Annotated in this window: 22 protein-coding genes; 15 read left to right on the top strand and 7 right to left on the bottom strand. The window is 70.3% G+C overall.

What is annotated here, in order from left to right; translation table 11 throughout:
* Nucleotides 1-2: 2 nt before the first annotated feature.
* Nucleotides 3-560 (bottom strand): nucleoside phosphorylase, encoded by a 558-nt coding sequence (locus KVS71_RS04720; protein WP_060921693.1) that lies wholly within the window; start codon nt 558-560, stop codon nt 3-5.
* Between the two features lie 110 nt (nt 561-670).
* Between KVS71_RS04720 and nadE the strand changes: the two genes are divergently transcribed.
* The 3 genes from nadE to KVS71_RS04705 all read left to right on the top strand — a co-directional run bounded on the left by nadE (nt 671) and on the right by KVS71_RS04705 (nt 5,858).
* Nucleotides 671-1,489, top strand: a complete 819-nt coding sequence (gene nadE, locus KVS71_RS04715; protein ID WP_025104479.1) for an ammonia-dependent NAD(+) synthetase — start codon at nt 671-673, stop codon at nt 1,487-1,489.
* An 86-nt stretch (nt 1,490-1,575) separates the two neighbouring features.
* A complete protein-coding gene (locus KVS71_RS04710) occupies nt 1,576-5,058 on the top strand; it encodes a bifunctional RecB family nuclease/DEAD/DEAH box helicase (RefSeq protein ID WP_217584033.1) in 3,483 nt (1,160 codons plus the stop codon).
* Entirely contained in the window at nt 5,055-5,858 is an 804-nt protein-coding gene (locus tag KVS71_RS04705) for a hypothetical protein (RefSeq protein WP_254635466.1), read from the top strand. Before KVS71_RS04710 ends, KVS71_RS04705 begins: the two co-directional genes overlap by 4 nt.
* 19 nt (nt 5,859-5,877) lie before the next feature.
* On the opposite strand, the gene upp is transcribed toward KVS71_RS04705, so the two are convergent.
* Nucleotides 5,878-6,510, bottom strand: a complete 633-nt coding sequence (upp, locus tag KVS71_RS04700) for a uracil phosphoribosyltransferase (protein ID WP_025104476.1) — start codon at nt 6,508-6,510, stop codon at nt 5,878-5,880.
* Between the two features lie 81 nt (nt 6,511-6,591).
* Here upp and KVS71_RS04695 point away from each other — a divergent pair, with 81 nt between their 5' ends.
* Complete coding sequence (locus tag KVS71_RS04695; RefSeq protein ID WP_060921695.1) at nt 6,592-7,047, top strand: nucleoside deaminase; 456 nt, start codon at nt 6,592-6,594, stop codon at nt 7,045-7,047.
* A 4-nt stretch (nt 7,048-7,051) separates the two neighbouring features.
* Here KVS71_RS04695 and KVS71_RS04690 read toward each other — a convergent pair whose 3' ends face one another.
* Nucleotides 7,052-8,023 (bottom strand): cation diffusion facilitator family transporter, encoded by a 972-nt coding sequence (locus KVS71_RS04690; protein WP_060921696.1) that lies wholly within the window; start codon nt 8,021-8,023, stop codon nt 7,052-7,054.
* A 59-nt stretch (nt 8,024-8,082) separates the two neighbouring features.
* Here KVS71_RS04690 and proC point away from each other — a divergent pair, with 59 nt between their 5' ends.
* Nucleotides 8,083-8,922 (top strand): pyrroline-5-carboxylate reductase, encoded by an 840-nt coding sequence (gene proC / locus KVS71_RS04685; protein WP_060921697.1) that lies wholly within the window; start codon nt 8,083-8,085, stop codon nt 8,920-8,922.
* A gap of 115 nt (nt 8,923-9,037) precedes the next feature.
* Here the strand turns inward: proC and KVS71_RS04680 are convergent, their stop codons facing one another.
* Genes KVS71_RS04680 through KVS71_RS04665 form a run of 4 tightly spaced genes read right to left on the bottom strand, consistent with a single transcriptional unit; the run spans nt 9,038 to nt 13,540 of the window.
* Nucleotides 9,038-10,630 (bottom strand): hypothetical protein, encoded by a 1,593-nt coding sequence (locus KVS71_RS04680; protein WP_217584031.1) that lies wholly within the window; start codon nt 10,628-10,630, stop codon nt 9,038-9,040.
* A complete protein-coding gene (locus tag KVS71_RS04675) occupies nt 10,612-11,388 on the bottom strand; it encodes an ABC transporter ATP-binding protein (RefSeq protein WP_060921699.1) in 777 nt (258 codons plus the stop codon). The genes KVS71_RS04680 and KVS71_RS04675 overlap by 19 nt, the downstream gene beginning before the upstream one ends.
* A 57-nt stretch (nt 11,389-11,445) precedes the next feature.
* A complete protein-coding gene (locus KVS71_RS04670) occupies nt 11,446-12,117 on the bottom strand; it encodes a TrkA family potassium uptake protein (RefSeq protein WP_025104470.1) in 672 nt (223 codons plus the stop codon).
* Complete coding sequence (locus KVS71_RS04665) at nt 12,110-13,540, bottom strand: TrkH family potassium uptake protein (RefSeq protein WP_025104469.1); 1,431 nt, start codon at nt 13,538-13,540, stop codon at nt 12,110-12,112. The genes KVS71_RS04670 and KVS71_RS04665 overlap by 8 nt, the downstream gene beginning before the upstream one ends.
* Nucleotides 13,541-13,644: 104 nt before the next feature.
* On the opposite strand from KVS71_RS04665, the gene KVS71_RS04660 reads away from it, so the two are divergent.
* The 10 genes from KVS71_RS04660 to KVS71_RS04615 all read left to right on the top strand — a co-directional run bounded on the left by KVS71_RS04660 (nt 13,645) and on the right by KVS71_RS04615 (nt 19,227).
* Nucleotides 13,645-14,061, top strand: a complete 417-nt coding sequence (locus KVS71_RS04660; RefSeq protein ID WP_060921700.1) for a helix-turn-helix transcriptional regulator — start codon at nt 13,645-13,647, stop codon at nt 14,059-14,061.
* 245 nt (nt 14,062-14,306) lie between these two features.
* Complete coding sequence (locus KVS71_RS04655) at nt 14,307-15,233, top strand: cyclase family protein (protein ID WP_105949293.1); 927 nt, start codon at nt 14,307-14,309, stop codon at nt 15,231-15,233.
* Between the two features lie 75 nt (nt 15,234-15,308).
* Complete coding sequence (locus KVS71_RS04650) at nt 15,309-15,500, top strand: helix-turn-helix domain-containing protein (RefSeq protein ID WP_025104463.1); 192 nt, start codon at nt 15,309-15,311, stop codon at nt 15,498-15,500.
* A gap of 114 nt (nt 15,501-15,614) precedes the next feature.
* Complete coding sequence (locus KVS71_RS04645) at nt 15,615-15,713, top strand: AURKAIP1/COX24 domain-containing protein (RefSeq protein WP_003792170.1); 99 nt, start codon at nt 15,615-15,617, stop codon at nt 15,711-15,713.
* 79 nt (nt 15,714-15,792) lie between these two features.
* Entirely contained in the window at nt 15,793-16,095 is a 303-nt protein-coding gene (locus KVS71_RS04640) for a rhodanese-like domain-containing protein (RefSeq protein WP_210676693.1), read from the top strand.
* Entirely contained in the window at nt 16,092-16,388 is a 297-nt protein-coding gene (locus tag KVS71_RS04635; RefSeq protein WP_060921703.1) for a glutaredoxin family protein, read from the top strand. The genes KVS71_RS04640 and KVS71_RS04635 overlap by 4 nt, the downstream gene beginning before the upstream one ends.
* Nucleotides 16,385-16,687 (top strand): Dabb family protein, encoded by a 303-nt coding sequence (locus KVS71_RS04630; protein ID WP_025104460.1) that lies wholly within the window; start codon nt 16,385-16,387, stop codon nt 16,685-16,687. Before KVS71_RS04635 ends, KVS71_RS04630 begins: the two co-directional genes overlap by 4 nt.
* 143 nt (nt 16,688-16,830) lie before the next feature.
* Nucleotides 16,831-17,643: a basic amino acid ABC transporter substrate-binding protein gene (locus KVS71_RS04625; protein WP_105949294.1), complete on the top strand. Its 813-nt coding sequence runs from the start codon at nt 16,831-16,833 to the stop codon at nt 17,641-17,643.
* Between the two features lie 34 nt (nt 17,644-17,677).
* A complete protein-coding gene (locus KVS71_RS04620) occupies nt 17,678-18,475 on the top strand; it encodes an amino acid ABC transporter permease (protein WP_060921705.1) in 798 nt (265 codons plus the stop codon).
* Nucleotides 18,472-19,227 carry an amino acid ABC transporter ATP-binding protein gene (locus KVS71_RS04615; RefSeq protein ID WP_060921706.1) on the top strand — a complete coding sequence of 252 codons (756 nt, stop codon included), beginning with the start codon at nt 18,472-18,474 and terminating at the stop codon, nt 19,225-19,227. Before KVS71_RS04620 ends, KVS71_RS04615 begins: the two co-directional genes overlap by 4 nt.
* Nucleotides 19,228-19,354 lie beyond the last annotated feature (127 nt).

Genomic DNA, 19,354 nt, shown 5'->3' with positions numbered 1-19,354 from the left:
GGTCAGACCCCGTACTCGGCGCGGATCACCTCCCGCAGCTCGATGCTGCACCGGGCGATGGCCTCGCGGAAGTCGGCCAGAGCGCCGTCCTCCGCCTGATCGGAGACGGCGCGGAACGCGCGGATCGGCACGCCGAACTGCCCCGCCACCCAGATGTAGGCGTAGGTCTCCATGTCCACCAGCGCCGCACCCATCGGCCGGATCACGGCGGTGACCTCGGCGTCGTTCACGAAGTGGTCACCCGTGGCGATCACGACGCCCTCGCGGCCTGTGGTCACCTGCGGCGGAAGCGAGACGTGCCGTCCGACGACGCCGTCCAGGTCGATCACGTCGTGCTGAACCGCGGTCGCGATCTCGTGCACCGCGTACGCACGCCCCTTCTCGATGGAGCCCGCGGTGCCTACGACGACGACCTCGTCGTAGGTCTTCGCGTCGAGGGCGCGGGTCAGGGCGTACGTCGCCGGCAGCTTTCCGGGGCCGGTGACCAGCCGGTCGAAGCCGGCGAGCTCCTCGGGGAAGGCGGACAGTTCGGACTCGAGGGCGGCGACGAGGAGCTTCACCGCTTCAGTCTCTCAGGTCGCGGCCGGATACCGCGTCCCGGCGCAGTGGCGTGACCCGCACGAAACACGGAAGGGGGATACTGGAGCCGAACCGATGAGCGGAGGACAACGTGTCGTTGCAGAAGCAGATCGCGGAAGACCTGGGCGCCCGGCCCGACATCGATCCCGAAGCGGAGGTGGAGCGTCGCGTCGGCTTCCTCGCGGACTACCTGCGCACGACCGGCGCGAAGGGCTTCGTCCTCGGCATCTCCGGCGGACAGGACTCGACGCTCGCGGGGCGCCTCGCCCAGCTCGCGGTGGAGCGCGTACGTGCGGAGGGCGGGGAGGCGACCTTCCTCGCGGTGCGCCTGCCCTACCGCGTCCAGCACGACGCCGACGATGCGCAGGCGGCCCTGGACTTCATCGCGCCGGACTCGTCGATCGAGGTCAACATCCAGAACGGTGTCGAGGGCGTCGAGAAGGACATCGAGTCCGCCGTCTCCAGCGACATCTCCGACTTCAACCGCGGCAACATCAAGGCCCGCCTCCGCATGGTCACCCAGTATGCGCTCGCCGGGCACGAGGGACTGATCGTCATCGGCACCGACCACGCCGCCGAGGCCGTCACGGGGTTCTACACGAAGTTCGGCGACGGGGCCGCTGACGTCCTCCCGCTGGCCGGTCTCACGAAGCGACAGGGGCGGGCCCTGCTCCAGTTCCTGGACGCTCCGGAGCGCCTGGCCTTCAAGGTCCCCACCGCCGACCTCCTCGACGACCAGCCGGGGCGGACGGACGAGGACGAGCTGGGGCTGACGTACGAGCAGATCGACGATTTCCTCGAGGGCCGGGAGGTCGACCCCGAGGTCGCCGGCCGCATTGAGGCGCGGTACCTCGCGACCCAGCACAAGCGTCATCTCCCGGTGACCCCCGACGACACCTGGTGGCGCTGACCGGAGCCGCGCACGCGGGACCGCCCGCTTTTCGCCGTGTCGGACGCCGCGGATAGTGTCGAAGCAGCCGACAGAACGGGAGAATCGTGCGGATCGACACAGAGGCGCGGCGGGTCATCTGGAGCGCGAGCGACCTCAAGGCGGCCGCCGAGTGCGAGTTCGCGTGGTCCCGCGCGATCGACGCGAAGCTGGGGCGGGTCCCCGCCGTCGAGGAGCCGGAGGATGCGACGCTCCTCCGCGCCGCCCAGCTGGGAGACGTGCACGAGCAGAACGTGCTCGACCGCTATATCCGGGAGCTCGGCGACGAACGGGTGCATCGGATCGCCAAGGTCTCCTCGAGCGATCCTGAGGCCCTCGCGGCCGCCGTCGACGAGACGCTGAGCGCTCTGCGGTCCGACGCGCTGGTCGTCTTCCAGGCGGCCTTCGCCACCGACGAGTTCGTCGGGTTCGCCGACTTCCTCCGCCGCGATGAGGACGGGCGCTGGCGTGTGCAGGACTCGAAGCTCGCGCGCAAGGCCCGGGTGACCGCCCTCATGCAGCTCGCGGCATATGTCGACCAGCTCGACCGGCTCGGCATCCCCCGAGCGGACGAGGTCGACCTCATCCACGGCGACAACAGCGTCAGCACGCACGCGGTCGACGACCTCCTTCCGCTGTTCCGGGTGCGTCGGTCGCGGCTGCGCGCTCTCATCGCGGACCGCGCCGTGGCCGAGGGCGTCGCCGGGGCGCCCCTCGCGTGGGGTGACGACCGCGGCGACCTGCGCGTGGTCGCCTGCGGGCGCTGCGCCACGTGCGAGGAGCAGGTGCTGGCCCACCGGGACCTCCTCATGGTCGCCCGCATGCGTCCGGTACAGCGGGCCCGTCTCCGCGCCGCCGGGATCCTCACGATCGAAGACCTGGCTGCGGCGACGCAGGCCCCCGAGGGCATGAACGTCGACACGTTCGAGAACCTCCGTGCCCAGGCCCGCGTGCAGCTGCGGGCGGATGCCGAGGGCGCGGCGACGTACGACGTGCACTACGCCGCGGCGATCCACACCCTCCCGGTGCCCAGCCACGGCGACATCTTCTTCGACTTCGAGGGCGATCCGCTGTACACCGAGCCCGCCCCCGACGGCGAGGCGGAGTGGGGCATCGACTACCTGTTCGGCTGGGTCGACAACGCCGACCAGTACACCGCGCTCTGGGCGCACTCGTTCGCGGAGGAACGGCGGGCGCTGGAGACCTTCCTCGACTTCGTGAAGGTGCGTCGAGCCGCCCACCCCGGCATGCACATCTACCACTACGCCCCCTACGAGACCTCGCATCTCGTCGCGATGGCCGCCCGCCACGGTGTGCGCGAGGGCGAGGTGGACCGCCTCCTCCGCGAAGGCGTGTTCGTCGACCTGTACCCGCTGGTGCTGCGCACCGTGCGGGTCGGTTCGCGGTCCTACTCCATCAAGAAGCTCGAGCCCCTCTACATGGGGGAGGACGTGCGCACGAGCGACGTCCAGAAGGGCGACGACTCCATCGTGCAGTACGTCGCCGCGCGGGAGCTCGCGGCGGCGGGGGCGCAGTCCGAGGCCGATGCCGTGTTCGCCGACCTCGCCGACTACAACCGCTACGACTGCGTCTCGACCCGCCGGCTGCGCAACTGGCTCATCGACATCGCCCGCGCGGAGGGCGTCACGCCGGCCCCGCCGGACGATGCGGACGAGGTCATCTACGAGCCGTCTCCGCGCTCGCTCGCTCTGCTCGGCGATGCGGAGCGTGCGGTGGAGGCCGGTGACGACGGGCTCGTGCACCGGATCGCGGCGGCCGCCATCGACTACTTCCCCCGCGAGGCGAAGAGCTTCTGGGTCGCGCACTTCCAGCGGCTGCGGGAGCCGGTCACCATGTGGGACGGCACGCGCGATGTGGTGAAGGTCGATGCCACCCGCTCGCGGGTGCGCCGCGACTGGAGCATCGGCGAAGGGCGCCGAGTGCTGTCGCGGGAGCTCGAGATCCGCGGCGAGGTGTCCCCGGGCACGACGCTCGGCCCCGGCGCGCAGCCGTTCGCGCTCTACGACGTCCCGGCCCCGTTCGACACCGACGTCCCGTCGCGGGCCGTGCACGTACCGCACGGGGTCACGGTCGTCGAGGTGCTGGACGACGGGTACCTCGTGATCGAGTCCGCCGTGCAGGGACAGACCTGGGACGACCTCCCCGTCGCGCTGACCCCTGCGGCGCCGCCTCGCGTGGTGTCGCTGCAGCAGGCGATCGACGAGTGGGCGGACGCGGTGCACGCGGCCGCCCCGGACTTCCCTGAGGACGCGGCCACCGACATCCTCCGCCGCCTGCCTCCGCGCACGGTGTCGGGGAACGCGCTTCCGGCCGCAGGCGACGATCCGATCGACGCGATCGTCCGCGGAGTCCTCGACCTCGACCACAGCTACCTTGCGGTGCAGGGGCCTCCGGGCACGGGGAAGACCTACACGGGCTCCCAGGTGATCGCCCGGCTCGTCAACGAGCACGGCTTCCGCATCGGCGTCGTCGCGCAGTCCCACGCGATCATCGAGACGCTCCTGGAGCGCGTGGTCGCCGACGGCGTCGCCCCGGCTCAGGTGGCGAAGTGCCCCAAGGATGCCGATGCCGATCCCGGCTACACGGTGATCCCGAAGACCGGGATGGCCGCCTTCCTCGCCGAGCATGAGAACGAGGGTGCCGTCGTGGGCGGCACCGCGTGGGACTTCAGCAACACGCAGCGGGTCGCCAGGGGAGAGCTCGACCTGCTCGTGATCGACGAGGCCGGACAGTTCTCGCTCGCCTCGACGATCGCGGTGGCCGCCGGTGCGCAGCGGCTCCTGCTCCTCGGCGACCCTCAGCAGCTGCCCCAGGTCAGCCAGGGCGCCCACCCGGAGCCGGTGGACACCTCTGCGCTCGGCTGGGTGATGGACGGCGATCCCGTCGTTCGTCCGGAGTACGGCTACTTCCTCGCCCGTTCCTGGCGGATGCACCCGTATGTCGCTGCTCCGGTGTCGAAGCTCGCCTATGCCGGGAAGCTCGCCTCCGCTCCCGGAACGGAGCGACGCGCAGTGGAGGGCATCGACCCGGGGCTGCACGTGGTGCCCCTGCGGCACCGCGGCAACGCGACCCAGTCGCCGGAGGAAGCCGCAGAGGTGGTGCGTATCGTCGGCGATCTCGTCGGCCGCACCTTCCACGACAACGACGCCGAGGGCACCGTCCGCCCGCTGACGCCGGAGGACATCATCGTGGTGGCGCCGTACAACGCGCAGCGGCAGCTCGTGCACGATGCGCTCGCGGCGGCGGGATTCGGCGGAGTCCCGGTGGGCACCGTCGACAACTTCCAGGGCAAGGAGGCGGTCGTCTCCATCACGACGCTCGCCGCCTCGAGCGGTCGGGATGCCCCGCGCGGCCCGGAGTTCCTGCTGCTGCAGAACCGGCTCAACGTGGCGATCTCCCGCGCGCAGGTCGTGGCCTACCTCATCCACTCGCCGGCGCTGCTCGACGACCTGCCGTATACGCCCGAAGGGGTCGCGAGGCTCAGTGCCTTCGCCCGCCTGGTGGGGGCGGCGGAAGAGGAGGGATCATGATGTCGTCCGTCCCCGGGTCCGCTTCCGTCGAGACGCCGACGGTCGACGAGATCCTGCGCGCCGCCGCCGCATGGGCGTGGTTTCCTCGCGGCAGCGAGGACGTCCGCGACGACCTGCTGCTCGTGCGCTACCCGGAGCGGTTCGGGGGCGGCGTCCGCGGCTCCCAGGTGACGTCGACGCGGCCCGCCGCTGAGGTGCTGGACGGGGCACTGGAACGCACCAGAGCCTGGGGCGAGAACGTCTTCACATTCTGGACCAACCCCGCGGACGCCCCGGACCTCGAGGACGAGCTCCAGCGCCGCGGTGCGGTGCATGTCGACACTGTCACGGTGTTCGCGCGTCCGACAATCGGAGCCGCGGTCGACGTGCCGCCCGGGGTCACCGCCGAGGTCGTGCGCACGAGGGACCAGCTCCGCGAGGTCGACGCGATCAACGTCCCCGTCTGGGAGCAGCAGCCGCTGGATGAGGACGGTCTGGCCGCCGAGTTCGCCGAACTCACCGCATCCCTGTCCACGGGGGAGGGCTTCCGGGTGCTCGGCCGCATCGACGGCCGCGCGGTGAGCACCGGCGGCTGCACGATCGTCGACGGGTTCACCCGCCTGTGGGGAGCCGCGACACTCGAAACCGACCGCGGGCGCGGCGTGTATCGGGCGGTCCTCGCGGAGCGCCTGCGAGAGAGCGCCGCGCGCGGGGCCGCAACGGCGCTCGTCAAGGGCCGCGTCTCGACCTCGGCGCCGATCCTCGCGAGGGCCGGCTTCACGCGTTACGGCGAGGAGCGCGGCTATCGCCTGACCCTCTGAGTCGAGAGCGCGAGCGAGGTCAGACGGTGCCGTAGAGGCGGTCGCCCGCATCGCCGAGGCCGGGCACGATGTAGCCCTTCTCGTCGAGGCGCTCGTCGAGAGCTCCGAGGACGAGGGTCACATCGCGGTCGCCGGCCATTGCCTCGATCGCGGCCACGCCTTCCGGGGTGCCCAGCAGACAGATCGCGGTGACGTCCTTCGCGCCGCGGTCGAACAGGAACTGGATGGCCGCGGCGAGAGAGCCGCCGGTCGCGAGCATCGGGTCGATCGCGAAGCACTGGCGGTCGGAGAGATCGTCCGGAAGCCGCTCTGCGTAGGTGGTGGGCTCGAAGGTCTCCTCGTCGCGGACCATGCCGAGGAACCCGACCTCCGCGGTGGGGAGGAGCTTGACGAGGCCTTCGAGCATGCCGAGACCGGCGCGCAGGATGGGGACGACGATGGGTCGCGGCTCGGAGATCTTCACACCCGTGGTCGTGGTGACCGGCGTCGTGATCTCGATGGGCGTGACCTTCACATTCCGCGTCGCCTCGTACGCGAGGAGCGTCACGAGTTCTTCGGTCAGCTGGCGGAAGACCGGCGACGGGGTGCGCGCGTCGCGCAGCACCGAGAGCTTGTGGGTGATGAGAGGGTGGTCGGCGACGTGAACACGCATGGATACAGGCTAATGCGCGCCGCGTCCGCGCACGACATCGGGTGCCGTGGCGGCCGCCCCGCGCTGCCGTAGGCTCGGGGCATGACCGCCGCCGACCGCCTCGCGATGCAGCGTGCGCTCGAGCTCGCCGCCGAGGCCGCCGCCGCCGCGGAGATCCCCGTCGGTGCCGTCGTGCTCGACGCGGACGGCCTTGTCGTGGCCGAAGGGCGCAACACCCGCGAGGCCACGCACGACCCGACCGGGCACGCCGAGATCGAGGCGATCCGCAGCGCGGCATCGGTCCGCGGGTCGTGGAACCTCGACGGCTGCACACTCGTCGTCACCCTCGAGCCCTGCGTGATGTGCGCCGGCGCGATCCTTCAGGCACGCATCGGCCGCGTGGTCTTCGGCGCGTGGGACGACAAGGCGGGAGCGGCCGGCTCGATGTACGACGTGCTGCGTGACCGCCGCCTGCCCTATCGCGCGGAGGTGATCGGCGGCGTGGACGAGCACGCGTCCATCGCTCTGTTGCGTGCCTTCTTCGAGGACCGTCGCTGAACGCTCAGTCCGAGGACTTGAGGACGAACACGTCCGTCGAGGGCTCCGGATCGATCGCGGGACGGTAGACGTCCGGCTCGATGTAGACGACCCGGGCGACCGGCACGGCGGCGCGGATGCGGGCCTCGATCTCGTCGATGTCGTCGGCGACCTCGCGCAGCGGCTTGTCGGCGTTGAGCGCGATCTTCGCGGCGACCATCAGCTCGTCCGGCCCGAGGTAGAGGGTCTTCATGTGGATGATCTTCTCGATCTCCGGACCGTCGTTGATCGCGTCCACGATGCGGTCGTAATCGGCGGGGGTCGCGCCCTCGCCGACGAGCAGGCTCTTGGTCTCCACGCCCAGCACGATCGCGATGAGCACGAGCAGGACGCCGATCATCACTGTGCCGAGGGCGTCGAACACAGGGTTGCCGGTGAGGAGCGTGAGGCCGACGCCGAGCAGGGCGAAGGTGAGGCCGGTGAGGGCCCCGACGTCTTCCAGGAGGACCACGGGGAGCTCCGGCGCCTTGGACCGCCGGACGAAGGAGAACCAGGACTGGCCTTTCTCGCGGACGACGTTGCTCTCGCGCACGGCGGTCCGCAGCGAGAACGACTCCAGGCCGATCGCGATGAACAGCACGACGAGCGGGAGCCACCACCAGGTCTGGTCGATCTCATGCGGGTGGGTGAGCTTCTCCACGCCCTCGTAGATCGCGAAAAGCCCGCCGACGGAGAAGAGGATGATCGACACGACGAACGCGTAGACGTAGCGTTCGCGGCCGTAGCCGAACGGGTGCGAGCGGTCCGCGTGGCGCTTCGCCTTGCGGCCGCCGAGCATCAGCAGCAGCTGGTTCCCCGAGTCGGCGACGGAGTGGATCGCCTCGGCGAGCATCGAGGCCGAGCCCGAGAGGGCCCACGCGAGGAACTTCGCGAGAGCGATGCCCAGGTTCGCCAGGAACGCCGCGACGATGGCCTTGCTGCCTCCGGATGCACTCATGCGACGAGTCTAGGACGGGAGCCCGAGCGGCACAGGAGCGCCCGCCGTAGGATGACGACATGGCTGATGCGCTCCCGTCTCTCGCGTTCCTCGGTGCCGGATCCATGGGAGGAGCGATCCTCCGCGGTGTGCTCGCCTCGGGGGTCCCTGTGGACGGAGGGATCACCGCGACGAACCGCACGCCGGAGAAGGCGGAGGCGTTCGCGGGCCTGGACGGCGTCACCAGCATCGCGCTGTCCGAGCGGCCGGAGGGCAATGCCGACGCCGTGGCCGGCGCACGAGTGGTCCTGGTCGGGGTGAAGCCGGCGATGGTCCCCGACCTGCTCCGCGAGATCGCGCCGCACCTCAGCCCCGAGACCGTCGTGGTGAGCCTCGCCGCGGGAGTCACGCTGCAGACGTTCGCGGATGTCCTCGGCCCGGAGGCCCGCGTCATCCGCTCCATGCCGAACACCCCGTCGACGATCCGCAAGGGGGTCACGGGCCTCGCGGCCGGCGCCGCGGCGACCCCCGACGACGTCGCGCTCGTGCGTCGTCTGTTCGAGACGGTGGGGGCGGTGGTGGAGGTCCCGGAGGCGCAGATCGATGCGCTCTCGACGATCTCGGGCTCCGGTCCCGCCTACGTCTTCCTCCTCATCGAGCAGTTCACCGCAGCCGCGCGGGAGATGGGTTTCGCCGACGCGGACGCCCGGCTGCTGGCCGAGCAGACCTTCATCGGCGCGACCGCGCTGCTGGACTCGACGGGGGAGGACCCCGCCGAGCTGCGCCGCCGGGTGACGAGCCCGAAGGGGACGACGGAGCGCGCGGTCGCCGTGCTCCAGGACGCGCACCTGTCCGACACCTTCGCCGCCGCCGCTGCCGCCGCTCTCGCCCGCGCGAAGGAGCTCGCCGCCGGCGCCTGATCCCTGCCTGTTCTCGCGCGCCTCCACCCCGCGAGAACAGGCGATCACGCGAGTTCAGGCAGCCAGTGCTCCTGGAGCCTGAACGCGCGCGAGTGCCTGTTGCGGCGAGGTGCGGCTAGGCCTCGCTGGCGACCTCGGCGAGCACCTCGGGCCAGCGCCGCTGCAGGGTGCGACCGCCGAGCACCGTGCCGCCCCACAGCGCGACACCACCGAGGACGACGGCGGCCGTGAGGCTCGCCCAGCCCAGCAGCGGGATCCAGATCGACGCGATCGCGAAGCCGAGGGCGGGGCCGCCGAGCAGCAGCGTGATCGGCGACATGATGAGCATCGCGAGGAAGGACTGCGCGCCGCCGGAGGAGCCGCGTCCGAACGGGTTGGCCTCGGGAGCCGGAGCTCGCCCGGGCAGGAACGCGCCCACCCAGGAGCCCGCGCCCGCCGACACCGCCATGAGTCCGAGAGCAGCGCCCAGGCTGCCCGGAAGCAGATCCGGGCGCCCGGCCAGCAGACAGGTCACGACGCACAGGAGGATCGTGATCGGCACTGCCACCAGCGCGAACCCGAGCAGGCGTCCGAGGCGGTCGGCGGTCCCGCTCACCCCGGTGAGGATGTGCAGCGCGACGGCGTCGTTGTCGTAGGCGATCGCCATCTGCACGATGCTCCCGGCGAGCAGGGCGTTGATCGCGGGGATGAGGGTGATCGCGGGAGCGAAGCCGGCACTGTCCTGCTGCAGTCCATTCATGAGCGCGAGCCCGAGGAAGATCGCGGGGAGCAGCAGGAGCATCACGATGTTGACGACCTGACGCGGGTCGCGGCGGAAGTAGCGGAGCGTCCGTCCCGCGATGGCGCCGACGGGCCCCGCGGGAAGGATACGGTCGAGCACGCCTCCCGAGCGCACGCGTCCGCCCCCGCTCGACTGCAGGGGGGCGACGAGGCGCGCAGCGAGCATCCGGCGCGCGGCGACCCAGAAGACGACGAGGGTGCCGGCGGCGACGAGCAGTCGCAGGAGGGCGGTGAGCACGTCGCCCTGTGCCACCGCGGCCGGGACCCCGAACACGGCCGCCACCGGCGTCCACGCGGCGATCTCGGCGACCGCGGTGAAGGCGCCGCCGACGTCGCGCACGGTCGACAGTGCCTGCAGCCCGATGTTGAGGAGGAGGCCGGAGGAGGCCAGCAGCACCACGCCGAGGGTGAGGACGAGGTCGCGCGTCCGCCGGCGGGCGAGCCACCCCGCGAGCAGTCCACTCACGACTCGGGCGCCCAGCACGCAGGTCGCGAGGGCTACGGGGACCATGAGCACCGCGACGAGGAGGGCCGGAGCGCTGACCGACCATCCCACGAGCATCAGTAGCAGGGCCAGGGCGGTGCCGATGCCGCCGATCGTCGTCATCCCCGCCACGACGAGACCGGGGAGGAGGGTGCGGGCGGTCACCGGGAGCAGGGCGAAGCGCTCGGGCGCCAGCGAGTCGTCCGCACTGACCAGGATCGACCCGATCCACCACCCGAGCACGATGACGGCGCCGGTGAGCACCATCGCGGTCACGGCGGCGTCCGGAGCGCCCACCCGCAGCGCGATCAGCCCCACGGTCAGCAGTCCCAGCATGCTCAGCGCGATGAGACCCACGATCACGAGGGTCACGATCATCCAGGGGTTGCGGGAGAGCTGATGCCCGAGCTGTCGCAGCCGCAGACCTACGAGGAGCGCAACCACGCGAGGGTCTCCGTTCCGAGGTCGTGGGCGCCGACGAGACTGAGGAAGCGCTCCTGCAGCGTGAGTCCGGCCCGCACCTCGTCGAGGGCGCCGTGGGCGAGCAGACGCCCCTCGGCGACGATGGCGACGCGGTCGCACAGCGACTCGACGAGCTCCATGACGTGGCTGGAGAGGACGACCGTGCCGCCGTCGTCCACGAAGGAGCGGAGGATCTGCCGGATCGTCTGTCCGGAGACCGGGTCCACCGCCTCGAGCGGTTCGTCGAGGATCAGCAGCCGCGGCGCGTGGATGAGCGCGCAGGCCAGGCCGATCTTCTTCTTCATGCCGGCCGAGTAGTCGACGACGAGCGTGTCGCGGGCCTCCGTCAGGCCGAGCGCGTCCAGCAGCTCACCGGAGCGGGAGACGACCTCCGCCTCCGGCATCCCGCGCAGCAGGCCGGTGTACCGCAGCAGCTCGGCGCCGCTGAGCCGGTCGAGCATCCGGATGCCGTCGGGAAGCACGCCCATCCGCGCCTTCGCGGCGGCCGGATCCTGCCAGACGTCGGTGCCGAGCACCCAGGCCGTCCCGGCGTCCGGGCGCAGGAGCCCCGTGGTCATGGCGAGCGTCGTCGTCTTGCCCGCACCGTTCGGGCCGAGCAGCCCCAGCATCGAGCCCGCGGGGACGTCCAGCGACAGCGCGTCGACGGCGACCTTCTGGCCGAACTGCTTGCGGAGCCCGCGGAGGGCGAGGACGGGCGGTGCGGGGGCGTGATCGCTCATGCCCCCATCCCACCACGCCTGCCGCGACCGGCGCATCCGCCGCGGGGAGGACCCGGCTCAGCGGTCGAGGGCGGCGAAGCGCTCGATGTCGCTGTTCGTCCCGGAGACGATGATGAGGTCGTGGTTGGTCACGATCGTGTTGGCCTCCGCGTAGCGGAACGGCTTGCCAGGGCTCTTCACGCCGACGACCGTGACCTTGTACTTCGAGCGCACACCGGACTCGTTCAGGCCGACGCCGCGGATGAACTTCGGCGGGTACATCTTGGCCAGGACGAAGTCGTCGTCGAAGCGGATGAAGTCGAGCATGCGCCCGCTCACGAGGTGGGCGACCCGCTCGCCGGCCTCACGCTCGGGGTAGATGACGTGGTTGGCGCCCACGCGGGCCAGGATCTTGCCGTGCGACTGCGAGACCGCCTTCGCCCAGATCTGCGGCACCTTGAGGTCGACGAGGTTCGCCGTGATAAGCACGGACGCCTCGATCGAGGAGCCGACGGCGACGACCGCGACCTGGAAGTCCTGGGCGCCGATCTGGCGGAGGGCGTCGATGTTGCGGGCGTCGGCCTGCACGGTGTGCGTGACGCGGTCCGACCACTTCTGCACGAGCTCGAGGTTGTCGTCGATCGCGAGGACCTCGCGGTCGAGGCGGTCGAGCTCGCCGGCGCAGGCGGCACCGAACCGGCCGAGACCGATGACGAGGACGGGAGCGTCCCCCCGAAGGACTTCAACCAACGATCGGCCTTTCCACGGGCAGTGAGTAGTACTGCGTGCGCGATGTCGCGGCGACTGCCGCAGCGAGAGTCACTGTACCAACGCGGCCCATGAAGATCGTCGCGGCCATGACGTACGAGGCGGAATCCGGAAGCTCCCCGGTGAGGCCCGTCGAGAGCCCGACCGTGCCGAACGCGGAGATGACGTCGAAGAGCACATGGCTGATGTCCGCCTTGGTGATCTGCGCGATCACGATGGTCGACAGGGCCACGATGGTCGCGCCCCAGGCGACGACGCTGAGCGCGACGCGCTGCACGTCGCTGGGGATGCGGCGGCCGAACGCCTCGACGGACTGGCGGCCCTTCGCCTCGGACCAGACGGCGATCGCGAGGACCGCGAGCGTGGTCACCTTGATGCCGCCCGCCGTCGACGCCGACCCGCCGCCGACGAACATGAGCATGCTGGCGGCGAGCAGCGACGAGCCGTTGAGGTCGTCCATCTCGATGACGTTGAAGCCGCCGGAGCGGGTCATCGCGGAGAGGAAGAACGCCTGGAAGGTCGTGTCCGCGGCGTCCATCGACCCGAAGGTCTTGGGGTTGTCGTACTCGAGGATGAGGAAGGCGGCCGCGCCGAGGATGAAGAGCAGCACCGTGGTGACGATGGTCAGCTTCGAGTGCAGCGACCACCGCTTGACGTGCCAGACGTGCTTCGCGAGCGTGTAGATCACCGGGAAGCCGATGCTCCCGAGGAACACGCCGACCATGAGCAGCGACAGCACGAGGTAGTCGTCGGCGAAGACGGCCACTCCGCCGTCGTTCGGGGCGAAGCCGGTGTTGGTGAACGCCATCGCCGAGAAGTACGGGGCCTCCCAGAGCGCGGCGATCGGGTCGACCCCCGCCATCACCAGCGCCGGATACAGGAGGGCCGCGAGGGCCGCTTCGATGAAGAGGGCGGAGAGGGCGACCGTGGTGAGCAGCTGGCCCACCTCGCCGAGGCGCACGGTCTGGCTCTCGTTGACCACGCCGCCGTGCGCCCGGAGCGGGTTCGTGTCGCCCGCCGCCATGAGCTTCGCGCGCAGCCCGAGGCGCTTCGAGATGAGCATCCCCATGAGGGAGGCGAGGGTCAGCACGCCGAGGGCGCCGATGTTGACGCCGATGAACACGACGACGTGCCCGAACGGCGACCAGTGGTTGGCCATGTCGACGGTCGCGAGGCCCGTCACGCAGATCGTGGAGACGGCGGTGAAGAGCGCGTCGCTGAGCGGTGTCACCGTGCCGCTGGCGGACGCGATCGGCAGCGAGAACAGCACCGTGAACACGAGGATCAGCAGCGCGAAGACCGCGATGGCGAACCGGGACGGCGACGAGGTGATGAGGTGCTTGACCCGGCCGGCGGCTCCGGGGAGACCGGTGCGAGGAGACGACGCCGAAACGATGCCCGACATCGCTGCCCCCTTCTTCTGCGCCGTCCGTTCCCCGGCGGCGGCGCGGCGCCTCTCGCCGAGCCTTCGTCATGGTACTCCGTGCCGGGGCGCACTACCCTGATCACATGACGGACATCTTCGACGTGATCGCAGACGGTACGAGGCGCGACATCCTCCAGCTCCTGCTCCGACGCACGTCCGAAGGAGAGTCCGGCACGAGCGTGAGCCAGATCGTGGCCGACCTCGGCATCAGCCAGCCCACGGTCTCCAAGCACCTCAAGGTGCTCCGCGACGCCGAGCTCGTCACCGTCCGCGAAGACGGGCAGCGTCGCTTCTACAGCCTGTCCGTCGCGCCGCTGGAGGCCGTCGACGACTGGCTGGTCCCCTTCCTCGTCGACGCGTTCGGCGATGCCGCCCCGGACATCGCGTACCCCGGCGCCCCGATCCCCGACAGCGCTGCGCACGCGGCCGAGGTCGTCGGGCGTGCGGCCGCGTCCGCCAAGCACGTGGTCACGAACGCGCTGAAGCGCCTCGGCGCCTGATCCCGCGCGGCCCTGCACGGACGGGAACCGCCCCCGACGGCAGGGGGGATGCCGTCGGGGGCGGTGTGCGGACCCCAGATCCGCGCGGACTCGGCAGGTGCCGGCACGGGTCCCGCACCGACACTGGCAGGGCTGTCTGAGCGATCGGGCAATGCGGGCTATGCGCGGGCTGGACGTCGGTGTGCCGGTTCGAGCAGGGCGGGCGCGCACATCACGGTGTCGGCTGTCTCCGGCAGGATGGGCCCATGACGGACGAGTACCGCGCGCATTTCGACTTCGCGATCACCTTCGCCAACGGCGGCGGGTTGCAGGGGCAGGGGTTCCGACTCGATCTGCCGACGAGAGACATGACGGTCGAGGAGATCTCCGGGCTGCTCGTGTCGCACCTCGGTCTGGCACTCGTGGGCGAGGTCGAGCTCCGCGACCTGCAGATCGTCGCCGAGCCGCACCGTGGCAGCCGTGGCGTCGCGGCTCCGGCTCGTGGAGACCGCACCGAACGGGTCGTGGACCTGAGCCACCCGATCGCGGAGGGCATGGTCACCTATCCCGGGCTGCCGGCGCCGACCATCACCCCGCACCTCACCCGCGCGGCCTCGCGCGAGCGCTACGCGCCGGGGACGGAGTTCGCGATGGACGTGATCACGATGATCGGCAACACGGGCACCTATCTCGACGCGCCGTTCCACCGCTATGCGGACGGGGCGGACCTGGCGTCGCTCGACCTCGACACCCTCGTGGACCTGCCCGCCGAGGTCTTCCACCTCCGCGACGCGTGGACGCCCGATCGGCGCGGCATCAAGGCGGCGACGCTCGCGGATCGTGAGCTCCGCGACAGCGCGGTGCTCCTGGACACCGGCTGGAGCCGGCTGTTCGGCACGCCCGCATACGGCACCGGCTCGCCCTTCCTCACCGAGGACGCGGCGCGCTTCCTCGTGGACGCGGGGGTGCGCCTGGTCGGCATCGACGCGCTCAACATCGACGACACGGAGAGCGGCGGGGAGCGGCCGGCGCACAGCATCCTCCTCGCGGCGGGCGTGCATGTCGTCGAGCACCTCACCGCTCTGGATCGCCTCCCCGCGCGCGGGGCGCGGTTCACCGCGGCGCCTCCGGCGATCCACGGGTTCGGGACGTTCCCGGTCCGGGCGTTCGCGACCGTGCCGACATCCCACTGATCACAACAGCCACGCGGGTTTACACGCGTCCCAGCGACCCCATAGAGTGTGCTCATCGAGAAAGGGGTACGTGGGATGCCCGAGGTTCCAGACGTCCGATTCCTGACGGTGGCCGAAGTCGCCGAGCTTATGCGCGTGTCCAAGATGACCGTGTACCGGCTCGTGCACGCCGGCGACCTCCCCGCCATCCGATTCGGACGGAGCTACCGCGTGCCGGAGTCCGCCGTCGCGGAGGCTCTGCAGCGGCCCATCGCCGACGCCGGCTGACGGAGGGCGCGGGGCACCCTTCTGAGTTTGCTAGGATGATCCGAGGCATTTTTCGTGCTCGTACCCGGGTGTCCGATTCCGGCGACACCCAGCCCCTGACTTAGTGAGGTTTCCGTGGGTTCTGTCATCAAGAAGCGCCGCAAGCGCATGGCGAAGAAGAAGCACCGCAAGCTGCTTCGCAAGACTCGCCACCAGCGCCGCAACAAGAAGTAAGCGGCCAGACACCGAGCGCCTGTCTTCGGACGGGCGCTTTGTGTCTCTGCGCGCCGTTCCGCACCGCCGAGAGGATGTCATGAAGTCGATCACCGTCGCCGAACTCGCCGAGCGCTCCGGCACGCCCCTCATCGATGTCCGGGAGGTGAACGAGTTCCAGGCGGGCCACGTTCCCGGCGCCGTGAACATCCCGATGTCGGAGATCGGCAACCGCCTGGACGAGCTCCCCGCCGAGTCGTTCGACGTGATCTGCCAGGCCGGCGGCCGCTCGGCCCGCGTGGTCGAGGCGCTCGAGGCCCGCGGTTACGACGCCACCAACGTCGAGGGCGGTACCGGCGAGTGGATCGCGCAGGGACGCGAGGTCGAGGTCCCGTCGTCGTGACGACGCTGACCCTCATCGGCAAGCCCGACTGCCATCTGTGCGCCGTGGCCTCCGAGGTCGTCGACGCGGTCGTCGCCGAACTGCCGGACGCCGCCGCGGAGCGCATCCAGATCGTCGAGGCGTCGATCCAGGACGACCCCGCCCTGTACGAGCAGTGGTGGGAGAAGATCCCCGTCGTCCTCATCGACGGGCGAATGCATGCGCACTGGCGGGTGTCCCCCGACCGACTGCGCGAGGCGCTGGAAGAAGCCGTCGACGCGGAGGCCCGCGCCGACCAGAAGGAGCTGCGATGACCATCCGCCATGTCGTGACCTGGAAGCTCGCCGCGGAGGACGCGGGGGAGCGACAGGCCCAGGCGGCCGAGGTCGCCCGTCGGCTCAACGCCCTCGACGGCGTCGTGCCGCAGCTGCGCAGCATCTGGGCCGGTGCGAACGACGTCTACCCGGACGCGAACTGGGACGTGACGCTGGTCGCGGACTTCGACTCCGTCGCCGACCTCGAGCAGTACCAGGTGCACCCTGCGCACGAGGAGGTCGCCGGGTACATCCGCTCGGTCGTCTCCGGCCGTGTGGCGGTCGACGCCGAGCTCTGAGCGTCGAGCGTCGTCCCCGCGGCACCGAAACACAAACGTAATGCGGCGCGAGGGGATGTCATTGGTCACGCGACGAGCCGCATGTTTAGATGAACTCCTACCCGTCCGTGGGCTCACCCGCCCCCCGACTCCCAGGAGCCGACATGTCCCGTCGTAACCTCTTCGCCGGCCTCGCGATCGCGGCCACCGCCACCCTCGCACTCGCCGGATGCGCCACCGGCTCCTCCGACGCGGGCAGCGGCGGCGAGTCCGCTGCCGGTGACGACTACGGACTCATCGAGGCGGGCAAGCTGACCGTCTGCTCCGACATCCCCTACCCGCCGTTCGAGTTCGAGGGTGACAACGGTGAGTACACCGGCTTCGACATCGACCTCCTCGGTGCGATCGCCGAGCAGCTCGACCTCGAGCTCTCCGTGCAGGATGTGGGCTTCGATGCGCTGCAGTCCGGCACGACTCTCGCCGCCGGCCAGTGCGACATCGGTGCCTCGGCCATGACGATCACCGACGAGCGCAAGGCCAACATCGACTTCTCGGACCCGTACTACGACTCGCTGCAGTCGCTCCTCGTGCGCACCGACTCGGGGATCAAGTCCATCGACGACCTCGACGGCAAGAACGTCGGCGTTCAGCAGGGCACGACCGGCGAGGCCTACGCCACGGAGAACGCGAAGGGCGCGCAGCTCGTGCAGTACCCGTCCGACGGCGAACTGTGGCCCGCGATGCAGGCCGGGCAGATCGACGCCATCCTGCAGGATCAGCCCGTCAACCTCGAGCACGAGAAGGCCGACTCCGCCTACAAGATCGTCGAGACGTACGAGACCGACGAGTCCTACGGCTTCGCCTTCGCCAAGGGGGAGAAGGACGAACTCCGCGAGGCCGTGAACGAGGCTCTGCAGGAGCTCCGGGACAACGGCGAGTACGACACCATCTACAACGAGTACTTCACGGCCAACTGAGTCGAGAGCTGAGTCGGTCGGGAGGACCTTGACAATGGCGTTGAGGCGCACCACGAAACAGAAGCTGTACCGGTACTCGATCTACGCGGTGCTGCTCGCGATCGTCGTCTGGGCGATCGTCAGCACCGACTGGGCGCGGATCGCGCAGCTCTACTTCAACCCCGAGGTCGCGGCGAAGATGCTCCCGGGCATCATCACCACGGCGCTCGTCAACACCCTGTGGTTCACGGCGGTGGCGTTCGCAGGCGGCTTGCTGCTCGGCATCCTGCTGGCGCTGATGAAGCTCTCGGTGATCGCGCCGTTCCGGTGGATCGCGACGGCGTGGATCGAGCTGTTCCGCGGTCTGCCCGCGATCCTCACGATCTTCGCGATCGCGTTCATCCTGCCGATCGGTCTCGGTGTGCCGGCGACCCGCCTCGGCGGGCCGGTGGTCCTGGGCCTGATCGGTCTGATCCTCGTGGCCTCCGCCTACATGGCAGAGACGATCCGGGCCGGAATCCAGGCAGTCCCGAAGGGACAGACCGAGGCGGCGCGTTCGCTCGGCATGTCGCCCATGAAGACGACCTTCTGGATCGTGGTCCCGCAGGGCTTCCGGATCATCATCCCGCCGCTGACGAACGAGTTCGTGCTGCTGCTGAAGGACACGTCGCTGCTGTTCGTCGCGGGCTCCTTCATCTGGTCGAAGGAGCTCACGAACTTCGCTCGTGACGCAGCGACGCAGAACGCCAACGGAACGCCGCTGATCATGGCGGCGATCCTCTACCTGATCGTGACGATCCCGCTCACGCGTCTCAGCGCGTGGCTCGAGCGTCGGATGGCGAGGACACGATGAGCACCGACCTGATCGACGTGCAGGCCCCGGCGATCGCGATCCAGGACCTGCACAAGAGCTTCGGCGACAACGAGGTGCTCAAGGGCATCGACCTGACGGTGCTCGCCGGCGAGGTCGTCTGCGTGATCGGCCCGTCCGGATCCGGGAAGTCGACGCTGCTCCGCTCGGTGAACCTGTTGGAGGAGCCCACGGGCGGCAAGGTGCTCATCGAGGGCATCGACATCACCGATCCCGACATCGACATCGACCGCGTGCGCACCCGTATCGGGATGGTGTTCCAGAGCTTCAACCTCTTTCCGCACCTCAGCGTGCTCGGCAACCTCACGATCGCGCAGCAGCGGGTGAAGAAGCGCTCGAAGGCGGAAGCCGAGAAGGTGGCCCGCGCCATGCTCGAGCGCGTCGGTCTCGCGGAGAAGGCCGACGCGTACCCCGGGCACCTCTCGGGCGGGCAGCAGCAGCGCGTGGCCATCGCCCGGGCGCTGTGCATGAACCCCGACATGATGCTGTTCGACGAGCCGACGTCGGCCCTCGACCCGGAGCTCGTCGGCGAGGTGCTGCAGGTCATGCGGTCGCTGGCCGACGAGGGCATGACGATGCTCGTCGTCACGCATGAGATGGGCTTCGCGCGCGAGGTCGGTTCGCGGCTGATCTTCATGGACGGCGGACACATCGTCGAGGAGGGCGACCCCCGCGAGGTGCTGGCGAATCCGCAGCACCAGCGCACGAAGGACTTCCTCTCCCGCGTCCTGTAGTTCTCGCCCCGGTGTCGCCGAGACCCCGGGCATTCGCCGGGACCCCCCGGCGGCGGCGACCCCGGGCCGGGGGGGGCGCGGGGGGCCCCCGGGGCCCGGGCGGGCGCCGGGGGGGCCGGCCCCCCCG

This window comes from Microbacterium sp. GbtcB4 (assembly GCF_019091465.1).
Lineage (GTDB): Bacteria > Actinomycetota > Actinomycetes > Actinomycetales > Microbacteriaceae > Microbacterium > Microbacterium paraoxydans.
This window is presented reverse-complemented; position numbering and strand designations above follow the sequence as displayed.